Genomic DNA, 17,369 nt, shown 5'->3' on the forward strand with positions numbered 1-17,369 from the left:
AGCATATCCATCAGCCACGGGTCCTGGGTGTTAATCACCAAACGGTGCCAGCCGTCTTTGCCATAGGTATGGCGGGCAGACTCCACGCGGGTCTTCGGCTTGGCAAGCCTCGCGCCAACCTCATCAAGCTTGGTCTCCGCCGTGCCACACAAAGTCACGCGGGCGGCGTTGGGATCGGCGCAGCGCGCAGCAAGCACCTCAATCCGGGCAAGCACACGCAGGGAATGGCCGGCAGCGCGGGCGGCCTTGCGGGCCTCGGCAATGCCTTTAGGCTTAGTGCGCCAATAAACAGCGGCCAAAGGGGAGATGAACTTCGCGTCAGCGAGTGTTAGGCCGCGGTCGCGGAGCTCAGCCACGGTAAGGCCAGCAGCTTCCTTGAGAGAATCGACGCCGAGAGCAAGAGCATCGAAGATCGAGACGGTCATGCCACGGAGATTAAGGAGGCATCGGAAAGCCTGCAACCGATTGCCCAATGCATTTGTCGAACAGGGGTATTCGAACAGGGGTAGACCTAGAGTTGGGCGATGGAGGTGCAGAGCGCATCGACGTCCTCGTCGCGCGTGGACCAGGACGTGCAGAAACGCACGGCGCGTAGGCCGTCGTGTTCCTCGAAGAACTGGCAGACGTAGTCCTCGGACAGCGCGGCCTCCTGATCGGGCGTGAGGAGTGCGAATTGTTGGTTGGTGGGCGAGTCGAAGAGCATCCGAATGCCGGCGGAGGCGAAGGCGGCGGCGATGCGGGCGGCCTGCTCGTTGGCGTGAGCCGTGATCGACTCGTAGAGACCGTCGGTGAAGAGCGCCTCGAACTGCGCGCCGAGCAGCCAGCCCTTGGCGAGCAGCCCGGAGTTCTGCTTCATCGCGTTGCGGAAGTACGGGTGCGGGGTGGCGAAGACGATGGCCTCGCCGAAGGCGGCGCCGCACTTGGTGCCGCCGATGGTAAACACGTGAGCGAGACGCGCGAGGTCCGGCAGCGTGACGTCCGAGGCGGCGAGCCCGTAGCCCAGGCGCGCCCCGTCGACGAAGAGCGTGAGCCCGAACTCATCGCACACGGAGCGCACCGCGGCGAGCTCAGAACGTGAGTACACGGTGCCGTATTCGGTGGGTTGCGAGATATAGACCATCGCGGGCTCGACGGCGTGCTCGAGGACGCCGGAGCCGCGGTACTCCTCGACGAGCGCAGCGACCTGTGCGGCCGTGATCTTGCCCAGCGCGGAGGGCAGCGCCAGGATCTTGTGGCCCGCGTGCTCGACGGAACCGGTCTCGTGGGTATTGATGTGGCCGGTATCGGCGGAGATAACGCCCTGCCAGGGGCGCAGGAGCGAGGCGATGGCCGTGGTGTTGACCTGCGTGCCGCCCACCATGAAGTGCACGTCTGCGGCGGGCGCGGCACACGCGTTACGGATGAGCGACGCGGCGCGGGAGGAGTGCGCGTCGAGGCCGTAGCCCACATGTGATCCGGGCACCGCGAGCGCAGAGAGGACGGCGGGATGGGCAGTTTCGTTGTAGTCGTTGCCGAAATGAATCATGCAGCCAGGCTACTCGTAGCGCAGCGCCTCAATCGGGTCGAGTTTTGCCGCCTTGCCGGCGGGATAGTAGCCGAAGAAGAGCCCGATGGCGAGCGCGAAGAGCAGCGAGAGCACAATCGCGCCGAGCGGCGGGAACACGAAGTAGCCCATGAGTGACGAGCCGATCATGCCCGCCACAGAGCCGAGCACCACGCCGATGAGCCCGCCGATGAGACACACGATAATGGCCTCCGTCACGAACTGCAGGCGGATGTCACGCCGCCGCGCGCCGAGCGCCTTGCGCACGCCAATCTCGCGCGTGCGCTCCGTGACGGTAATCAGCATGATGTTCATAACGCCGATGCCGCCGACGAGCAGCGAGATCCCGCCGATAGCCGCAATCGCCGCGGACAACGCCGTGAGCAGCTGGTTGAGGCTCGCCAGGTCCTTGCTAAAGTCGGTGACCTCGACGCGGTAGTCCTCGTTGTCGGCGTACATCGAGTCGAAGGCCGCTTGGAGCCGTGCGCCGAGCGCGGCCTTGTCTGTGCCGGCCGCCGCGCGGATGGACACGGAGGAAAAGGCCTCGCCGGCTAAGGGGGCATCGGAAAGCTGGGCAGCGAGGGGATAGGGCACGAGCGCGTGTTCGGGCCCGCCGCCACCGATGAGCGCGCCGGTGGCGGGGCTGTCGTAGACGCCGATGACCGTGAGTTCCAGATCCGTGCCGTCGAGCGGGGCAAAACTCAGCGTCTGGCCCACCGGGTCGGCGTCGCCGAAGAGCTCGGTGGCGGTTGCGGCGGAGAGCATGGTCACGGCGCGGTCGGCCGCGATGTCGTCGTCTGTGAGTGCGCGGCCGGTGCGGACGGTGAACTGCGAGGCCGTCACGTAGTCCGGGTTGGTGGGTTGCACCATCACCGCTGAGCTTTCCGATGCCCCCTCCACCGCCAGGTCGCCCGGATACGTGTCGTATTCGCCGATGATGACGCCCTCGACGTCGGGCGCGAGTGCCGTGCGCACCTGCTCGAGCTGTTCGGGGGTGAGCAGGGAGTCGGGGTCGTCGACGGAGGACTCGACGTAATAGTCGGTCTCGCCTTCGTCGGTGCGTTCCTTGACCTGGACCTGGAAGTTATTGGCGCCGACCTTGTCGAGGTCAGAGGTGAACTGGCCCTTGAGCGCGGAGCCGAGGGTGAGGATCGCGATGACGGCGGCGATGCCGATGATGACGCCCAGCAGCGTGAGCAGCGAGCGCATCTTGTTGGTGCGCAGCGAGGTGAGCGCCATGCGCAGGGATTCGGTGAGATTCATGCGAGCACCCCGTCCGTCATGGTTACGGGGCGCGAGCACTCGGCGGCAAGCTCCTGGTTGTGGGTGATAAAGACGATGGAGGTGGAGCGCTCGCGGTTGAGCTCGTGGAAGAGATCCATGACGAGGCGGCCGGTCTGGGAGTCAAGGGCACCGGTGGGCTCGTCGGCGAGGATGACCTCCGGGTTGTTGGCGAGCGCGCGGGCAATCGCGACGCGTTGCTTCTGGCCGCCGGAGAGTTCGTTGGGCAGGTGACTGGCGCGCTCGGACATGCCGACGAGGTCGAGGAGCTCGGCAGCGCGGCGGGCGCGCTCGCGGCGGGGCACGCCGGCGTAGACCATGGGCATCTCCACGTTCGCGAGCGCGGTGATGCGGCCGATGAGGTTGAAGTTCTGGAAGACGAAGCCGAGCTTGTCGGCGCGCAGGCGGGCGAGCGCATCATCGTTGTAGGCGGAAACGTCCTCGCCGTCGAGGAAGTACTCGCCTGCGGTGGGGCGGTCGAGCAGCCCAATGATATTCATGAGCGTGGATTTGCCGGAGCCGGACTGGCCGATGACGGCGACGAACTCGCCGGGCTCCATCTGAAAATCGCAGCCGGGCAGGACGGTGATTTCGGCATCGGTGCCTTCGTTAAAGCGCTTGACGATGCCCCGCATGTCGATGAGGCTCATTTCGTTTCGCTCGCTGCCTCGGGCAGGTATGCCTGTTGGCCCACGTGTCCTTCGTGGGCCGCGCCCTGGGTAAGCACGCGGTCGCCGCGGCGCAGGCCTTCGGTCACGGCGACCTCGAAATCGGTGCGGGTGCCCAATTTCACGTCGCGGCGCTCGATGGTGCCGGAGTCGGAAACGACGAGCACGGCTTTGTCGCCGTCGATGAGCGCGCTGAGCGGCACCGTGAGCGCGCCTTTGTCCTCGTGCGTGACGACCTTGACCTTCGCGGTGGAGCCCAAGCGTAGGCCCTCGCGGTTGCCGTCCACGCGGACCTCGATGGGGAACTCGGCTTTCGCAGAGCCGGAGCCGGAGCCGGCGGCTGCGGCGCCGGAGGAGGCGGCATCGGCAGGTGCTGCGGGGGCGGCGGCGACGGGCGAGATGAAGGTGACTGTGCCCGCAAAGTCCTTGTGCGGCTGGCTGGGGGAGGTAAACGTCACGTGGTCGCCGACCTTGATGTCTGCGATGTCGGCCTCCTTGACCGTGGCCTTGACGAGCAACATCGAGTCGTCCGCGACGGTGAGCAGCGGCCCCTCGGCGGGGCGGCCCTGCTGCGCGCTGACCGTGGTGACGACGCCGTTCATTGGCGAGAGGAGCTGGGCACCGGAGATGTCGAACTCGAGCTTCGCGTTGGCTTCCTCGGCGGCGACGCGGGCGCCCGCGGCGGACTTCAGGGCGTGGTCGACGGCCTGGGACTGCGCGTCGACTTGCTGTTGGGCGCCGAGCTCGGCGGCGCGCTGGGCGAGCTGGGCATCGGAAAGCTGGGCGTAGGCGGCGTTGGCGGCGCGCTGTTTGGCACCGACCTCGCGGTCGACGGCCTCGAGCGCGCGGGCGTAGGACTCCTCGGCGTGGTCGAGCTGGGTCTGCGCGTCGCTCACCGCGTGGTCGGCCTCGGTCCACTGGACGAGTGCGGTGGCCATGGTCGTGCCGGGGACCTCGCCCTCGTTCGTCGCGCCGAGCGAGGCGAGCGCGGCCTGGAGCGATGCGTTATTCGCGGTGCGCAGCCCGGCGCGGGCCGTGTCTACCGCGGCGGCGGCTTCGGCGACGGAAGGATCTGCGGCGGCGCGGGACTCGGCGACGGCCTGCTGCGCGTCGTCGAAGCTGTGCTGCGCGGTGTCCACGGACGCACGGGCGGCGTTGACCTCGCCGTTGAGGCCTTGCCCCAGCGCGTCCTGGAGCTGGGTGAGCTGGAGCTGCGCGGCCTCGACCTGATTGAACGCGCCGATTTCTTCCGCGGCCTGAGCGGCACGCTGACTGTGGAGCTCGCGTTCGGCGGCGGACGTGTCGAAGGAGGCGAGGAGCTGGTTGGCCGTGACGCGCTGGCCGACCTTCGCGTCGAGCGTGACGATGGGCCCGGACTGCGTCGTGGCGAGCGAGACCTCGCGGGCGGGTGCGATCGAGCCCGTGGCGGGCACGGACTGCGTGATGTCCTTCGCCGCGACGGTCGTGACATCGGCGGCGGTGAGCACCACGCCGTCGGGGCTGGAGGTGAGGTAGTAGGCACCGCCACCGCCCGCAGCGAGGACGGCGAGGGCGGTGGCGGTGAGTGCGATAGTCTTCTTTTTCATTACTCGTGGATAGTTGTAGTGCCAATTCCGTTGTCGATAATCACAGTCAACATAGCACCCGCGTCTTCGCGCGGCGTGCAATTGCTCGTGCCAAGTCCGGTATCACACTCAAGGGCGATGGGCGTATTCTCCGGAAGGTAGACATCGATACTGCCCACGCCGTTATCGATGGTGAGCGTGCGGGGCTTATCGAGCGTGAGCTCGCGCAGGTCGACGGTCATGGATCCCACGCCGTTGGAGTAGGTGTCCGGCAGGTCCGCGGCGTCGCGCACGGTATAGGCGACCGAGCCCGCGTGGTTCTTCGTGTTGTCTTCGGACGCGGCCATTGTCAATATAAATGAGATGCCCACGACGAAAGCGGCGCTCACGGCGACCGTCGCGATGAGACCCTCGTGGGATTTCTTCTTGGGTGCGGGCGCGGGCGCGGGGTCCGGCAGGTCCCAGGCCTCGGGCACGGTGCCGAGCGGGTCCCACGCCGGCGGGGTCTGGCGGTCAGGCGGGAAGGGGTAGCCCTCGACCGGCGTAAAGACCGACATGTCAGGGCCCGGCGCGGTCTCCCGCGCGGTGGCGAGCAGACCCGCTGGCGGGACGGGCTGATGGCGGTGCAGGCCGTACCACGCGGCGGCCGCGAGGGCGACAATGACCAGGGTGGACACCGCCTGCCGGTCGCCAAAGAAGGGGCCGATGCCAGCAGTGATGAAGAACAGGATGAGCAGTGAAATTCCCAGGCCGGACTCGGACTTGGGGCCATCCTGTTTACCAAAGAGGTCCTGGATAGGCGCGGTGGACTTGCCGTAGAGCGGCATGCACGCCCACGCCAGCGCGTAGAGGGCGAGACCGCCGCCGAGGATGAGCGCGGTGACGACGAAGGCCACGCGCACGAGGGTGGGGTCTACTTGGTAGCGCACGCCGATGCCTTCGCAGACGCCGGCGATCTTGGCATTGCCGCCCTGAGAGCTCGGGATGCGGGGCGGGCGCGTTGCCCACATCTCGTTGAGAGTCGCGGTGTTCATGCCTTTAGCGTCGCCCACGGTCTGTGAAAGAGCTATCGGGGAACGCCCTGATTTTTCAAGTTCAGGGTGTACCCCGATCCGCGCCAGGGAGGTGCGTGCGAAGATAAAACGCATGACTTCTCCCTATGCGCCGCGCGAGGTCCAGCCCGCCTACCCGCGCCTGTTCCGCCCGCAGGACGGCCGCGTCGTGGCGGGCGTGGCTGCGGGGCTCGCGGGGCACCTCGGCGTCGATGTGCTCTTTGTGCGCCTGGTGTTTACTGCGCTGTGCGCCCTGGGTGGACTGGGCGCGTTCCTCTACGCCGGCGTCTGGGTAGCCACCAAGCCTGCCGATGCCCCCGTTCCCACCTCGCGCTTTGACTTCCGCGCCAATTGGCTGCTGGTCCTTGCCGCCGTCGTGGCCGCCGGGCTCGGCATGAGCGCGGGAGGCCTGCTCATTCCGCTGGTCATCGTCGGTGCCGGCGCGCTGATTACCTGGCAGGCCTACGACCGCGGCCTAGGCTCCGTGACGAATAAGGTCAGCGTGGGGGCGGGCGGCGTGCTCGTGCTGGCCGGCGTGGTCATTACCGTCGTGCGGTGGAACGGCGGGACGGACTTTGGGCTAGCGTTGGCCGCGGTGCTGCTCACGGTGGTGGGCTTCGGTGCGCTCGTCGTGCCGCTCGTGCTTAAGCTGTGGCGGCAGGTGGCGGACGAGGGCGCGGAGAAGGCGGCATCGGAAGCACGGGCGGACATGGCGGCGCAGCTGCATGACTCGGTGTTGCAGACCTTGGCGCTCATTCAAAAACGGGCGGAGGATCCGGAGGAGGTCGCGCGCTTGGCGCGCGGGCAGGAGCGCGAGCTGCGCGCGTGGCTCTTTGACTCGCCGTCGGCGGAGCCGGCGACCGTCTTCGGCGCGCTCGCCGTGGCGTGCGGCGAGGTCGAGGACCTCTTCCCGGTGCGGATTGCGCCGGTGACGGTCGGCGAGGACGTGGAGCTCACCGAGGCGACGAAGCTTGCGGTACAGGCCGCGCGCGAGGCGATGGTCAACGCGGGCAAGCACGCGGGGGTGGACACTGTGGACGTGTATGCAGAAAATCTGGCTGGTGAGCTCGCGATTTTTGTGCGCGACCGCGGCGTGGGCTTCGACATGGACGCGGTAGCGGAGGACCGGCATGGGATTCGGGATTCCGTCTGCGCGCGCATGGAGGCCGCTGGTGGCACCGCGCGGGTGCACTCGCGTCCGGGAGAGGGCACAGAGGTGGAGCTCACGGTAGCTTTGTAGTTATGGTTGCTGTTTTCCTCGTCGATGATCATTCTGTCTTCCGCGCCGGTGTGCGTGCGGAGTTGGCCGCCGTGGGGGATATCGAGGTTGTGGGCGAGGCGGGCACGGTCGCCGAGGCGGTCGCGGGGATTGAGTCGGCGCACCCGGACGTGGTGCTGCTCGACGTGCATATGCCGGATGGCGGCGGGTTGGCCGTGCTGCGTGGTGCTTCGGGCCCGGTGTACCTGGCGCTGAGTGTCTCGGACGCGGCGGAGGACGTCATCGCGCTCATCCGTGCTGGCGCTCGGGGCTACGTGACGAAGAATATTTCAGGCCCGGAGCTGGCCGCGGCCGTGCGCCGGGTGCATGAGGGGGATGCGTATTTCTCGCCGCGGCTGGCGGGGTTCGTGCTCGATGCGTTCGCCTCGGGTGCGCCTGCCGAGTCGAAGCCCGGCGCGCCGGACGAATCCGTGGACCCGGCGGTCGATGCACTAACGCGGCGCGAGCTCGAGGTGCTACGGCTGCTCGCGCGCGGCTACACGTATCGCGAAATCGGCGAGCGTCTCTTTATCTCGGTAAAGACGGTGGAGACGCACGCGTCGAATATTTTGCGCAAGACGCAGCAGTCGAACCGCTATCAGCTCACGCGCTGGGCCGCGGACCGCGACTTGGCCTAGCGGATGTGCACGGTGCGCAGGTCGAGCGTGATGCCGCCGACGTCCATGACCCACGAGCAGGAGGATCGTGAGCGAGGCGTCCTCAAAGATGCTTGCGAGGGGGCCGGGCTCACCACGAGGATGAACGCGATGCCCAGGCCGTGCTAGAAGCCGGTGCCGCGGCCGCCGCCATGAAGCACACGCGCGCCACGGTGGGATCGAGATCGTAGCGCAGCGCGATGCCTGCGATTTTTGCGTTACGCCTGGGGAGCCCTCAGCGTTCGGTATGCGCGACGGGCGGGTGGCTCACATCCGGCTGAGCGTGGAGGTGTTCATATACCTCCTGCTCAGGCGGGATAAAAGGGAATGAGATGTGAGGTGTGCGCTTAACGGAAGCGCGCGGGCAGCTCCGCCGTGCCAAGGGTGAGCATGAGGCGGTTGGCCCAGTTGAAGAAGGACGCGGCGTTGACGACGTCGAGGATGGCGATATCGTTGAGGCCGGCGGCGCGCAGGGCGTCGACGTGTGACTGTCCGAAGGCAAGAGGCGTCGCGGTGAGCGCGAGGGCGGCGCGGCGGATGGCGTCCCAGAGCTCGGAGCCGAGGTCGGCCTCGATGCCCTCGAAGAGGAGGCGGTCGACGGCGGCGCGGTCGCCGCCTTCCTCGACGGTGCGGCCCTGGTGGACCGAGGCGCAGTACTCGCAGCCGTTGAAGCGCGAGACGACGGTGGCGGCGAGCTCGCGCTCGGCCCGGGGGAGGCCGCCTTCGACGTTGTAGAAGATGTCGAAGTCGGTGAGTGTGCGGGCCTTGAGCGCGGCGGCGTCGCGGGCGAGCAGGCGGAAGTAGGCGGACTTGGCGCGCTCGGGCTTGATGAGCGCGTCGCGCTGCTCTGCGGTGAGCTCGTCCTCGTCGAGCGCGGCGATCCAGGGGACCCAGCCGAGGGCGTGGTTGACGAAGCTGTGTGGGCGCACGACGTCCTCGGCCGTGTTGATGCCCGCGACGGGCTGCCAGTCCGGGGCGGACGTGGGGCGCGGGTTCGGTGCGGCGGGTGCGGCCGGCGCTAGGCCGGCGAGGACCGCGGCGCCGTGGGCGACGCGCAGCTGGAAGGCTTCGAAGGCGACGAGCTGGGACAGCGAGACGACGGTGTCGGCGTCCCAGCCCGCGGCGTAGAGATGGCCGAGCGCGGCGGGTGAGGCGTCCTTGGGATGGAAGGTGAGCAGGTGCGCGTAGTCGAACGCGGCGGTAAGGCGCGTGCCGAGCGCAGCGGCGTTGTGAAGTGCGAAAGCGGGCGCGGCGGGGCCGGCGATATAGGGGCCTTGCGTGCGGCCGGCGGCGATGGCGGCCTCGACGGGGGCGACGAGCTCTTCGGACTCGTCGGCCAGCAGATCGAGGTAGAAGCTGCCGCCGGCTTGCGTGAGGCCCGCGACGAAGGCGGCGACGGCGTAGCGCTCGGCATAGGTGAACGCGCCGGGCTCGGCGGGCTCGAGGAGGGCCTCGAAGCTGGCCTGGGCGTTGGCGACGGCGTCGGGGCGCGCGGCGCGGGCGGTCGTGATAGCGGCGGCAGCGCCGGTCGCGGTGTCGGACTCGGATTCGAGACCGGCGAGGAGGTTGATGATATCTGACATGTCTGGTCCTTTCTTAGAGCCCCAAATTGAGGTCGCCGGCGCGGTAGCGCTGGCCCGGGATGGCGTCGATGAGCTCGCGGGTAAACGGGCTGGTCGGGTGGGCGAAGACGTCGCGGGTGGTGCCGGACTCGAGTTGCTCGCCGTGGCGCAGGACGGAGACGGTGTCCGAAATCTGCGAGACGACGGCAAGGTCGTGCGAGATGAAAATATACGTGAGGTCGAGCTCGCGTTGCAGGCGGTCGAGCAGGCGCAGGATCTGGGCCTGGACTGTGACGTCGAGGGCGGAGACGGCCTCGTCGAGGATGACGAGTTCCGGCTCGACGATCATGGCGCGGGCGATGGCGACGCGCTGGCGCTGGCCGCCGGAGAGCTCACGGGGACGGCGCTCGGCGAACTGCGGGTCGAGGGCGACGAGGTCGAGGAACTCGCGGGCCTTCGCGCGGGCGGCGGATTTCGAGGCTCCTGTGAAGTTACGCAGCGGCTCGGCAATGATATCGCCGATGGACATGCGCGGGTTCAGTGAGGAGTACGGATTCTGGTAGACGAGCTGGATACCACGGCGCAGCTCCTTGAGCTCGGCCTTCGAGTGCTTCGCCGTGACCTCGTGGCCGCCGACGGTCACGGTGCCGGAGCTGGCGTGCTCGAACATGGAGATGATGCGGCCGGTGGTTGTCTTGCCGGAGCCGGATTCGCCCACGATGGCGTGGGTCGTGCCGCGGGCGACGTCGAAGCTCACGTGGTCGACGGCCGTGAAGTCGCCGAAGGCGCGGGTGAGGTCGCGGACCTGCACCAAGCTTTCCGATGCCGCCATCTTGCGCGGCGACGTAAAGGACTCGGGGTGGCGGTCGACGTCGGCGACGGTGAGGGAGGGGGCATCGGCAAGCAGGCGGCGCGAGTAGGGGTGCTGCGGGTCGGCGAAGACGCGCGCGGCTAGGCCTTCTTCGCGGACCTCGCCCTTTTCCATGACGACGATGCGGTTGGCGCGGTCGCCGGCCACGGACAGGTCGTGCGTGATGAAGAGGATGCCCAGGCCGAGCTCGCGGCGCATGTCGTCGAGGAGATCGAGGATGGTCTTTTGGACCGTGACGTCAAGGGCAGAGGTGGGCTCGTCAGCGACGATGAGGTCGGGCTCAAGGGCGAGCGCGGCGGCGATGAGCACGCGCTGCTTCATGCCGCCGGAGAGCTCGTGCGGGTAGTGGCCGTAGCGGCGCTCGGGATCGTCGATGCCGACGCGGGCGAGCCAGTCGAGGGCGGTGGCGCGCAGGTTCTGCGTGCGGCCGTGAATGCGCAGGCCTTCCTCGATGGAGTGGCCGATGGTCTTGAGCGGATTGAGTGAGTTGTTGGGATCCTGGGGGATGAGCCCGACGCGGGCGCCGCGCAGGGCGCGCCACTGCTTGTGCGTGAAGTGCGTGACGTCCTGGCCGTCGAAGGTGATGCGGCCGGAGTCGATGCGTGCGTTGGCCGAGTTGAGGCCGAGCGCGGACATGGCGGTGGTGGTCTTGCCGGAGCCGGACTCGCCGACGATGGCGGTCATCTCGCCGGGTTCGACGTGCAGGCTAATGCCCTGGACGGCGGGTTTATCGCCGTAGGAGACCGAGAGGTCTTCGATATTGAGCAGCGTCATGCGCGGGCTCCTTCGCGGTTCTGGAGGCGTTGGGACAGGTAGTTGGCGCTCATCACGACGGCAACGATGGCCAGGCCGGGGAGGATGATGAGCCACCAGGAGGTGGCCATGAAGTCGCGTCCCTCGGCGATGATGAGGCCCCACTCCGGCGTGGGCGGCGGGGCGCCGTAGCCGAGGAAGCCCAAGATGGACAGCTGGAGGATGGCGGTGCCGAACTGCAGGGTGGCCAGGGCCAGGACGGGCGTGAGCGAGTTGGGCAGCACGTGGCGGGCGAGCACCTGCGCGGTGGTGGCGCCGGAGCCGTAGGCGGCCTCGACGAACTCGGAGTTGGCGACCGTCATGACCTGCGAACGCGCGAGGCGGGCGAAGGCGGCGACGGTGGTCATACCGACGGCGAAGGCGGCCTGCAGTGAGCCGAAGCCGAGCAGGATGATGATTGACAGCGACAGCAGGATGCCGGGGATGGACAGCAGGACGTCGACGACGCGCATGAGCACGGTGTCGACCCAGCCGCGCAGCGTGCCGGCGAGAAGGCCGAGCAGCGTGCCGAGGACGAGGCCCACGGCGACGGCGATGAGCGCGCCGAGGAGCGACTGGCGGGCGCCGAAGATAACACGGGCGAGCACGTCGCGGCCCACGGCGTCCGTGCCGAACCAGTGCGCGGAGTTCGGGGCCTGGAGGGCGACATCTGTGCCGGAGTACGGATCCGCGGAGGTGAACACGCCGGGGAAGAGCGCCCAGGCGAAGGCGACCACGAGGATGATCGCGGAGAGGACCACGGGGACAGTGGTGGTAAAGCGACGCATTAGGCGGTCCTTTCAAGCTGGGCGGAGGTGGAGGGGGCATCGGAAAGCGGGCGCTCGCGCAGGCGGACGTCGAGGACGGGGTAAAGCAAGTCGACGACGAGGTTGATGAGCACGTAGGCCGTGGCGGCGATGATGACGATGGCGAGCAGGACCGGAGTGTCGCGGTTGGAGACCGCCTGGACGGTGAGGTAGCCCAGACCGGGGCGGCCGAAGACGGTCTCGGTGACGACGGCACCGCCCACGAGCTCACCGAAGAGGAGGCCCACCATGGTGAGCGCGGGGAGGAGCGAGTTGCGCAGGATATTGCGCCAGAAGACCCAGGACTCGGAGGCGCCGCGGGCGCGGACGACCTGGACGAAGGGCATGGCGCGGGTGTCGTCGATGGACCGGATGAGCACCTGGGTAAGGGGTGCGGCCATGGGCACGGCGAGGGTGAGCGTGGGCAGGATGAGGCCCTCGAAGGGGCTCGGGTCGATGACGCGGACCCAGCCGAGCTTGAAGGAGAAGAATTGCAGCAGGAGGATGGCGATCCAGAAGCCCGGCAGGGAGACCATAAACGACGGCAGGGCGCGGAAGAAGCCGCCCACGGCGGGGACCGTCGTGGCGAGGAACGCGAAGGCGAGTGCGACGACGATGGCCAGGGCGATAGAGCTCGCGGCGAGCGCGAGCGTGTGCGGCAGCGCGGTGGCGACCATGGAGCTCACGGCGGTGCCGGTCTGCGTGGAGATGCCGAAGTTGCCCGTGACGAAGCCGGCGAGCGAGGTGAGGTACTGCGTGAGCAGGGGCTTGTCGATGCCCATTTCCTCGCGGATGCCGTCAATCTCGGCCTGGGAGAGGCCCAGGGCCGGATCGCCGAAGCGGGCCATGACGCCGTCAGAGGGCAGGGCCGAGAGCAGGAGGAAAGCGACGGTGAAGGTGATGAACAGGACGAGGACGGCCTGTCCGATGCGGCGTGCGATGTGGGCCATTACTGGGCCTCCTTGGCGGCGTGGTCGATGTAGGCCTCGTAGAACCAGGGACGCGCGACGGCCTCGGGGCTAAAGCCCTTGAGGTAGGGCGCGACGGCGTAGACGACGGGTTCTTCGAAGAGCGGCAGGGAGTAGGACTGCTCGGTGATGTAGTCCTGGACGTCCTCGGTGGCCTGTTGACGCTCGGCGTCGGAGGGCGAGGAGATGACCGTGGTGAGCAAGTCCTCGAGGTGCTGGTCGATGGGGTTGCCGTCGGCGTCCTGGTTGAGGAAGGCGTCGCGGTTGGTGACCGAGTACAGCGAGTGGATGGCGTCGTAATCCGCCCGGCCGACCATGGAGTGATAGACCTGGATTTTGTCGATGTCCTTGGCGTCCGCGTTCTGCGTGGCTTGGTCGCCGGCGTTGATGAGCCATTCGATGCCGAGCTCGCGCATGTCTTCCTGGACCATGGTCTGGACCTCCTTGGAGCGCGGTTGCGGCAGGGCGGTGTTGACGCGCAGGGTGAGGCGTTGGCCGTCCTTGACGCGGATGCCGTCTTCGCCGGGGACCCAACCGGCCTCGTCGAGGAGCGCCTTGGCGCGTTCGGGGTCGTAGGAGTAGGCGGCGGACTGGTCCTTGTAGCCCAGGCCGGTCGCGGCGACGGTGGACGTGGCCAGCGGGTAGGTGGGCGAGAAGAGGATGCGCATGATCTCTTCGCGGTTGATGCCATTCATGATCGCGTCGCGCACCCGCTTGTCCTTGAGGATGGGGTGGTTGAAGCGGAAGGCGAGCTGGTTATTCATCGAGTTCGTGCCGCGGGCGATGATGTTGATGCCCTGGGCCTCGAGCTGCTTTTCCACGGGTGCGGAGACCTGGCGGGCGATCTGTGCCTGGTCGGAGACGAGCGCGCCGGCGCGGGTGGATTCCTCTGCGGCGAGGCGGTAGTGGATGCCATCGAGACGAGCGGGGCCCTGGTGGCGGGCGGCGGGCGGGGCCCAGTTGTAATCGTCGCGCGCGGTGAGGTCGAGGGCGGTGTTGAGCGTCTCGCCCGTGATGACGAAGGGACCGGAGCCGATGACGGCCTCGGCGTTGCCGGGGGCAAAACCCTCGTTGTCGAGCTGCAGCGTGGAGTCGGCGACGAGGCCCGCGTTGTAACCGGCGGTGGCCTGGGCGAAGCCGGGCGAGGGCGCCGAGAAGTAGAACTTCACGGTGTCGTCATCGACGACCTCGCCGTGGTCGTAGTTCGTAATCTGCTCCGAGGAGCTGAGCGTGCGCGACTTATCGCCCTTGCCATAGAGGTCGAAGTTCGCGACGACGTTCTCGGCCGTGAGCGGCGTGCCGTCAGAGTACGTAACATCGGTGCGGATGTCGAAGGTGTACTCCGTGGCGTCCGCGTTGACCTTAGGCAGGTCGGTGGCGATCCATGGGGAGAGCTGGAGCGTTTCCGGATCTTGGTAGAGCAGGCGGTCGGTGATCTGGTTGACCACGCCGCCGTTGGGGTAAAAGCCTGCGGCCGGCGGATAAAGCGTCCTAAACATTTGGGGCTCGAGGTAGGTAATCCAATCGTCGTCTGGCGACGACGAGGATGCAGACGAGGAGGATGGAGACGCGCAGCTCGTCACCGCCCCGGCGAGGGCGAGAGCCAGCGCGGCGGCGAGCGTCGCACGGAAGGGAGATTTCACAGTTTTCCTTTAGCGTTGAAGTTTAACGAGAGTGAACAGTACACCACAGTGGACGAATTTGTCTCATCTTTACATACTGATCTGTCTAGTAGTACTGTCAACGAGGTGATTGATAATAAAATTCCTTCCGCCGCTCCGGCGATTGCGATCGTGGGCGCGGGTCCCCGCGGCGTCTCGCTCGTCGAGCGCCTGGGTGCTTACCTGCGCGAGCCCGCCTTCGCGGGACGCGCGGTGGTGCTCCACATCATCGATGACGCTCAGGTCGGCTCCGGCCGCATCTGGAACACGGAACAGACCCGTACGCTGTGCATGAATACGCTGGCTGGCGCCGTGACGCTGTTTACCGAGCCGGGCTCCACGGTGGGCGCGCCGGTGCTTGAAGGCCCTACGATGTTCGAGTGGATTCAGGCGCTGCGCGGCGAAGAAATTCCGGCCGCGAAGGCCGCGCTCGTGGAGCGTTACCCCGCGCACGTACCGGATGAATTTAAAGCCGAGATGGATGCCACTGTGCCGGAGTCGAACCCGTCGCGCGCGCTCTACGGCGAGTACATCGCGTGGGTCTTCGAGGTCGCGCTGGGCGAGCTGCCGGAGACGGCGACAGTGGAGCGCCACGCGGCCCGCGCGGTGCGCCTGACTGAAAGCGACGGCGTGGACGTCATCGAGCTCTCCGACGGCACGCGCATTGAAGCCGCGACAACCGTCTTGGCCTCGGGCTGGACGACGCCTGCGCTCAACGCGGAGGAGCGCGCGCTCGCGGCTGCGGAGATTGAGTGGGTCGCGCCGGCCAACCCGGTGGAGCAGGACCTGAGTGCCGTGCCTGCGGGCGAGGATGTGCTCGTGCGTGGCTTGGGCATGGGCTTCTTCGACGTCATGGCGCGCCTCACCATAGACCGCGGCGGCCGCTTCATTGAGGACGAATCGGCGCGCTCCGGGCTGCGCTACATCGCATCCGGCCGTGAGCCGCGCCTTATCGTCTCCTCGGGCCGCGGCTACCCGTACTTGCCGAAGAGCGAGTATCACTCGCTGCCGCCCAAGGCGAACCTTGAGCGCCTGCGTACGACCATCGCGGATAACCAGGTGGAGGCGGGCTCCAACTCGCTCAACTTTGGCCGAGTGCTGTGGCCGGCGCTCGTGCGCGATGCGTTTGCGGAGTACTACCGCACGCTCGCCGAGGTACGCCCCGAGGCGCTCACCGTCCCGCTCGCCGAGATTCTCGCGACCATTGACGAGGACCTGCCCGTCGACCAGTTCGACGCGACGGTAACCCCGGCCGCGCTCGAGACCAAGCTTGGCCGTGCCACCTCCGAGCCCTTTGTTCTTACCGACTGGTTCTACCCGCTCGCCGGCACCGAAGGCATGACGCGCGAGGAGCTCACCGCACATATTGCAACGGGCATGGAACGCGACATCGCGGAGGCCGTCGCCGCGCGTCGCTCGCCGCTCAAGGCGGGCCTGTGGGCGATCTCTGCGGGCCGCAAGCCCTCGTCCATCGCAGGCTCGAATGGACGGTTCTGCTGGGACTCGCGCTCGGGATCCTTCAACCAGTTCATGGCGCTAGGGCAGATGGTGGGCTCGGGCCCGCCGCTGTTCCGTACGCGTGAGCTCCTCGCGCTCGTCGATGCCGGGCTGGTCACGTTTCTCGGCGCACGCCCAGCCTTGGCGCTCGCCGACGGTGAGGTGACGCTCACGGCGGGTACGAGGGCGGCATCGGCAAGCGTGCTTATTGATGCGTGGATGCACAGCCCGGACGTGCGGCACCGCGCGGACCCGCTCACGCTGTCGCTGGGGGAGCGCGTGCGACCGTTCGTGGATGACGGGCAGGAGACCGGTTCGCCGGAGACGACGCACGAGCGCCGGACCGTGCACGCGGACGGCGCGGTGGACGAGCGCCTGCATGTCGTGGGCATTCCGACGTACGCGCAGTGGCCGGATACGACGATTTCGCCAATGCCGGGCACGGACCCGCTCATGCTGCAGGAAACCGACCGCACCGCGGCGGACCTGCTCGCGCTTATTTAGTCGCGGCCGAGGGCGGCGCGCTGCGCGAGCTCGAGGCGCGGGCGGACCTGGACCTCGGTGAGTTGGGTCGTGGGGCCGGCGTCGACGACGGCGCGGATGGCGCGGGCGACCTCGACCGGCGCGATGACGTGTTCCGGGTTGTAATCCTGCAGGCCCTGCAACATGGGTGTGTCCGTGGGGCCGGGCGCCACGGTGGAGACGCGAATATCGGGCTCGGCGAGGCGCAGGCCGTCCGCGAGGGCGTAGAGCGCGTGCTTCGTTGCGGCATAGATGACGTTGTCCGCATAGGAGTGACGGCCCGCGCCCGAGTTGATGAAGACTACGGTACCGCCCGCGGCGCGCAGGGCAGGCAGGAGCAGGCGGGTGATCTCGGCAGGTGCGTGAACGTTGAGATCCATCTGCGCGCGCCAGTCCGCGGGGCGGGCCGAGTCGACCGAGAAGTGCTCGGCGCGGGCGGCGGCGTGGACGAGGACGTCGACGCGCTCGAGCTCCGGCAGCGGGAGGTCCTCGATATCGGCGACCACGTCGATGGCGACGGGCGTGATGTTGTCGAGCCCCTCGAGCGCCTCCGCGCGGCGGCCCAGCGCGTAGACGTGGTGGGTGCGCGCTAGGTCTGCAATGATTTCGCGGCCCATGCCGCCGGTGGCTCCGGTTACTACTGCGATTTTATCCATGTGTACAACCC

Annotated in this window: 15 protein-coding genes; 3 read left to right on the forward strand and 12 right to left on the reverse strand. The window is 67.8% G+C overall.

The annotated features are described in order from the left end of the window. The 6 genes from ABJ196_RS05855 to ABJ196_RS05880 form a co-directional block, all read right to left on the reverse strand. Positions 1-425, reverse strand: a 425-nt coding sequence (locus ABJ196_RS05855) for a hypothetical protein (protein ID WP_347305620.1), incomplete at its 3' end; no start/stop codon positions are given. Between the two features lie 86 nt (positions 426-511). Then, positions 512-1,525 carry a beta-eliminating lyase-related protein gene (locus ABJ196_RS05860; protein WP_347305621.1) on the reverse strand — a complete coding sequence of 338 codons (1,014 nt, stop codon included), beginning with the start codon at positions 1,523-1,525 and terminating at the stop codon, positions 512-514. A gap of 9 nt (positions 1,526-1,534) precedes the next feature. After that, the gene (locus tag ABJ196_RS05865) at positions 1,535-2,806 is read right to left on the reverse strand and encodes an ABC transporter permease (RefSeq protein WP_347305622.1); all 1,272 of its coding nucleotides are present in this window, start codon (positions 2,804-2,806) and stop codon (positions 1,535-1,537) included. After that, on the reverse strand, positions 2,803-3,474 hold the full coding sequence (locus ABJ196_RS05870; RefSeq protein WP_347305623.1) for an ABC transporter ATP-binding protein: 672 nt from the start codon (positions 3,472-3,474) through the stop codon (positions 2,803-2,805). The genes ABJ196_RS05865 and ABJ196_RS05870 overlap by 4 nt, the downstream gene beginning before the upstream one ends. Beyond that, the gene (locus ABJ196_RS05875) at positions 3,471-5,078 is read right to left on the reverse strand and encodes an HlyD family efflux transporter periplasmic adaptor subunit (protein WP_347305624.1); all 1,608 of its coding nucleotides are present in this window, start codon (positions 5,076-5,078) and stop codon (positions 3,471-3,473) included. Before ABJ196_RS05875 ends, ABJ196_RS05870 begins: the two co-directional genes overlap by 4 nt. After that, positions 5,078-6,091 (reverse strand): PspC domain-containing protein, encoded by a 1,014-nt coding sequence (locus ABJ196_RS05880; protein ID WP_347305625.1) that lies wholly within the window; start codon positions 6,089-6,091, stop codon positions 5,078-5,080. Before ABJ196_RS05880 ends, ABJ196_RS05875 begins: the two co-directional genes overlap by 1 nt. 112 nt (positions 6,092-6,203) lie before the next feature. On the opposite strand from ABJ196_RS05880, the gene ABJ196_RS05885 reads away from it, so the two are divergent. Next, complete coding sequence (locus ABJ196_RS05885; RefSeq protein WP_347305626.1) at positions 6,204-7,349, forward strand: PspC domain-containing protein; 1,146 nt, start codon at positions 6,204-6,206, stop codon at positions 7,347-7,349. Between the two features lie 2 nt (positions 7,350-7,351). Beyond that, positions 7,352-8,005, forward strand: coding sequence for a response regulator transcription factor (locus ABJ196_RS05890; RefSeq protein ID WP_257035838.1), 654 nt, complete (start codon positions 7,352-7,354; stop codon positions 8,003-8,005). Positions 8,006-8,370: 365 nt separating this feature from the next. Here the strand turns inward: ABJ196_RS05890 and ABJ196_RS05895 are convergent, their stop codons facing one another. Genes ABJ196_RS05895 through ABJ196_RS05915 form a run of 5 tightly spaced genes read right to left on the reverse strand, consistent with a single transcriptional unit; the run spans position 8,371 to position 14,605 of the window. After that, positions 8,371-9,606, reverse strand: a complete 1,236-nt coding sequence (locus ABJ196_RS05895; RefSeq protein WP_347305627.1) for an alkylhydroperoxidase domain protein — start codon at positions 9,604-9,606, stop codon at positions 8,371-8,373. Positions 9,607-9,619: 13 nt separating this feature from the next. After that, on the reverse strand, positions 9,620-11,230 hold the full coding sequence (locus tag ABJ196_RS05900) for an ABC transporter ATP-binding protein (protein WP_347305628.1): 1,611 nt from the start codon (positions 11,228-11,230) through the stop codon (positions 9,620-9,622). Beyond that, positions 11,227-12,036: an ABC transporter permease gene (locus ABJ196_RS05905; protein ID WP_347305629.1), complete on the reverse strand. Its 810-nt coding sequence runs from the start codon at positions 12,034-12,036 to the stop codon at positions 11,227-11,229. The genes ABJ196_RS05900 and ABJ196_RS05905 overlap by 4 nt, the downstream gene beginning before the upstream one ends. Then, complete coding sequence (locus ABJ196_RS05910) at positions 12,036-13,004, reverse strand: ABC transporter permease (RefSeq protein ID WP_257035833.1); 969 nt, start codon at positions 13,002-13,004, stop codon at positions 12,036-12,038. The genes ABJ196_RS05905 and ABJ196_RS05910 overlap by 1 nt, the downstream gene beginning before the upstream one ends. Next, positions 13,004-14,605: a TIGR04028 family ABC transporter substrate-binding protein gene (locus ABJ196_RS05915; RefSeq protein ID WP_347305686.1), complete on the reverse strand. Its 1,602-nt coding sequence runs from the start codon at positions 14,603-14,605 to the stop codon at positions 13,004-13,006. Before ABJ196_RS05915 ends, ABJ196_RS05910 begins: the two co-directional genes overlap by 1 nt. A gap of 165 nt (positions 14,606-14,770) precedes the next feature. Between ABJ196_RS05915 and ABJ196_RS05920 the strand changes: the two genes are divergently transcribed. After that, positions 14,771-16,684, forward strand: a complete 1,914-nt coding sequence (locus tag ABJ196_RS05920; RefSeq protein WP_347305630.1) for an FAD/NAD(P)-binding protein — start codon at positions 14,771-14,773, stop codon at positions 16,682-16,684. Here the strand turns inward: ABJ196_RS05920 and ABJ196_RS05925 are convergent. Next, entirely contained in the window at positions 16,681-17,358 is a 678-nt protein-coding gene (locus ABJ196_RS05925) for an SDR family oxidoreductase (protein ID WP_347305631.1), read from the reverse strand. The two genes, ABJ196_RS05920 and ABJ196_RS05925, sit on opposite strands and share 4 nt — an antisense overlap. Positions 17,359-17,369 lie beyond the last annotated feature (11 nt).

Origin of the sequence: Corynebacterium sp. SA-MJD20WY100 (assembly GCF_039822565.1) — a bacterium.
Classification (GTDB): domain Bacteria; phylum Actinomycetota; class Actinomycetes; order Mycobacteriales; family Mycobacteriaceae; genus Corynebacterium; species Corynebacterium phoceense_A.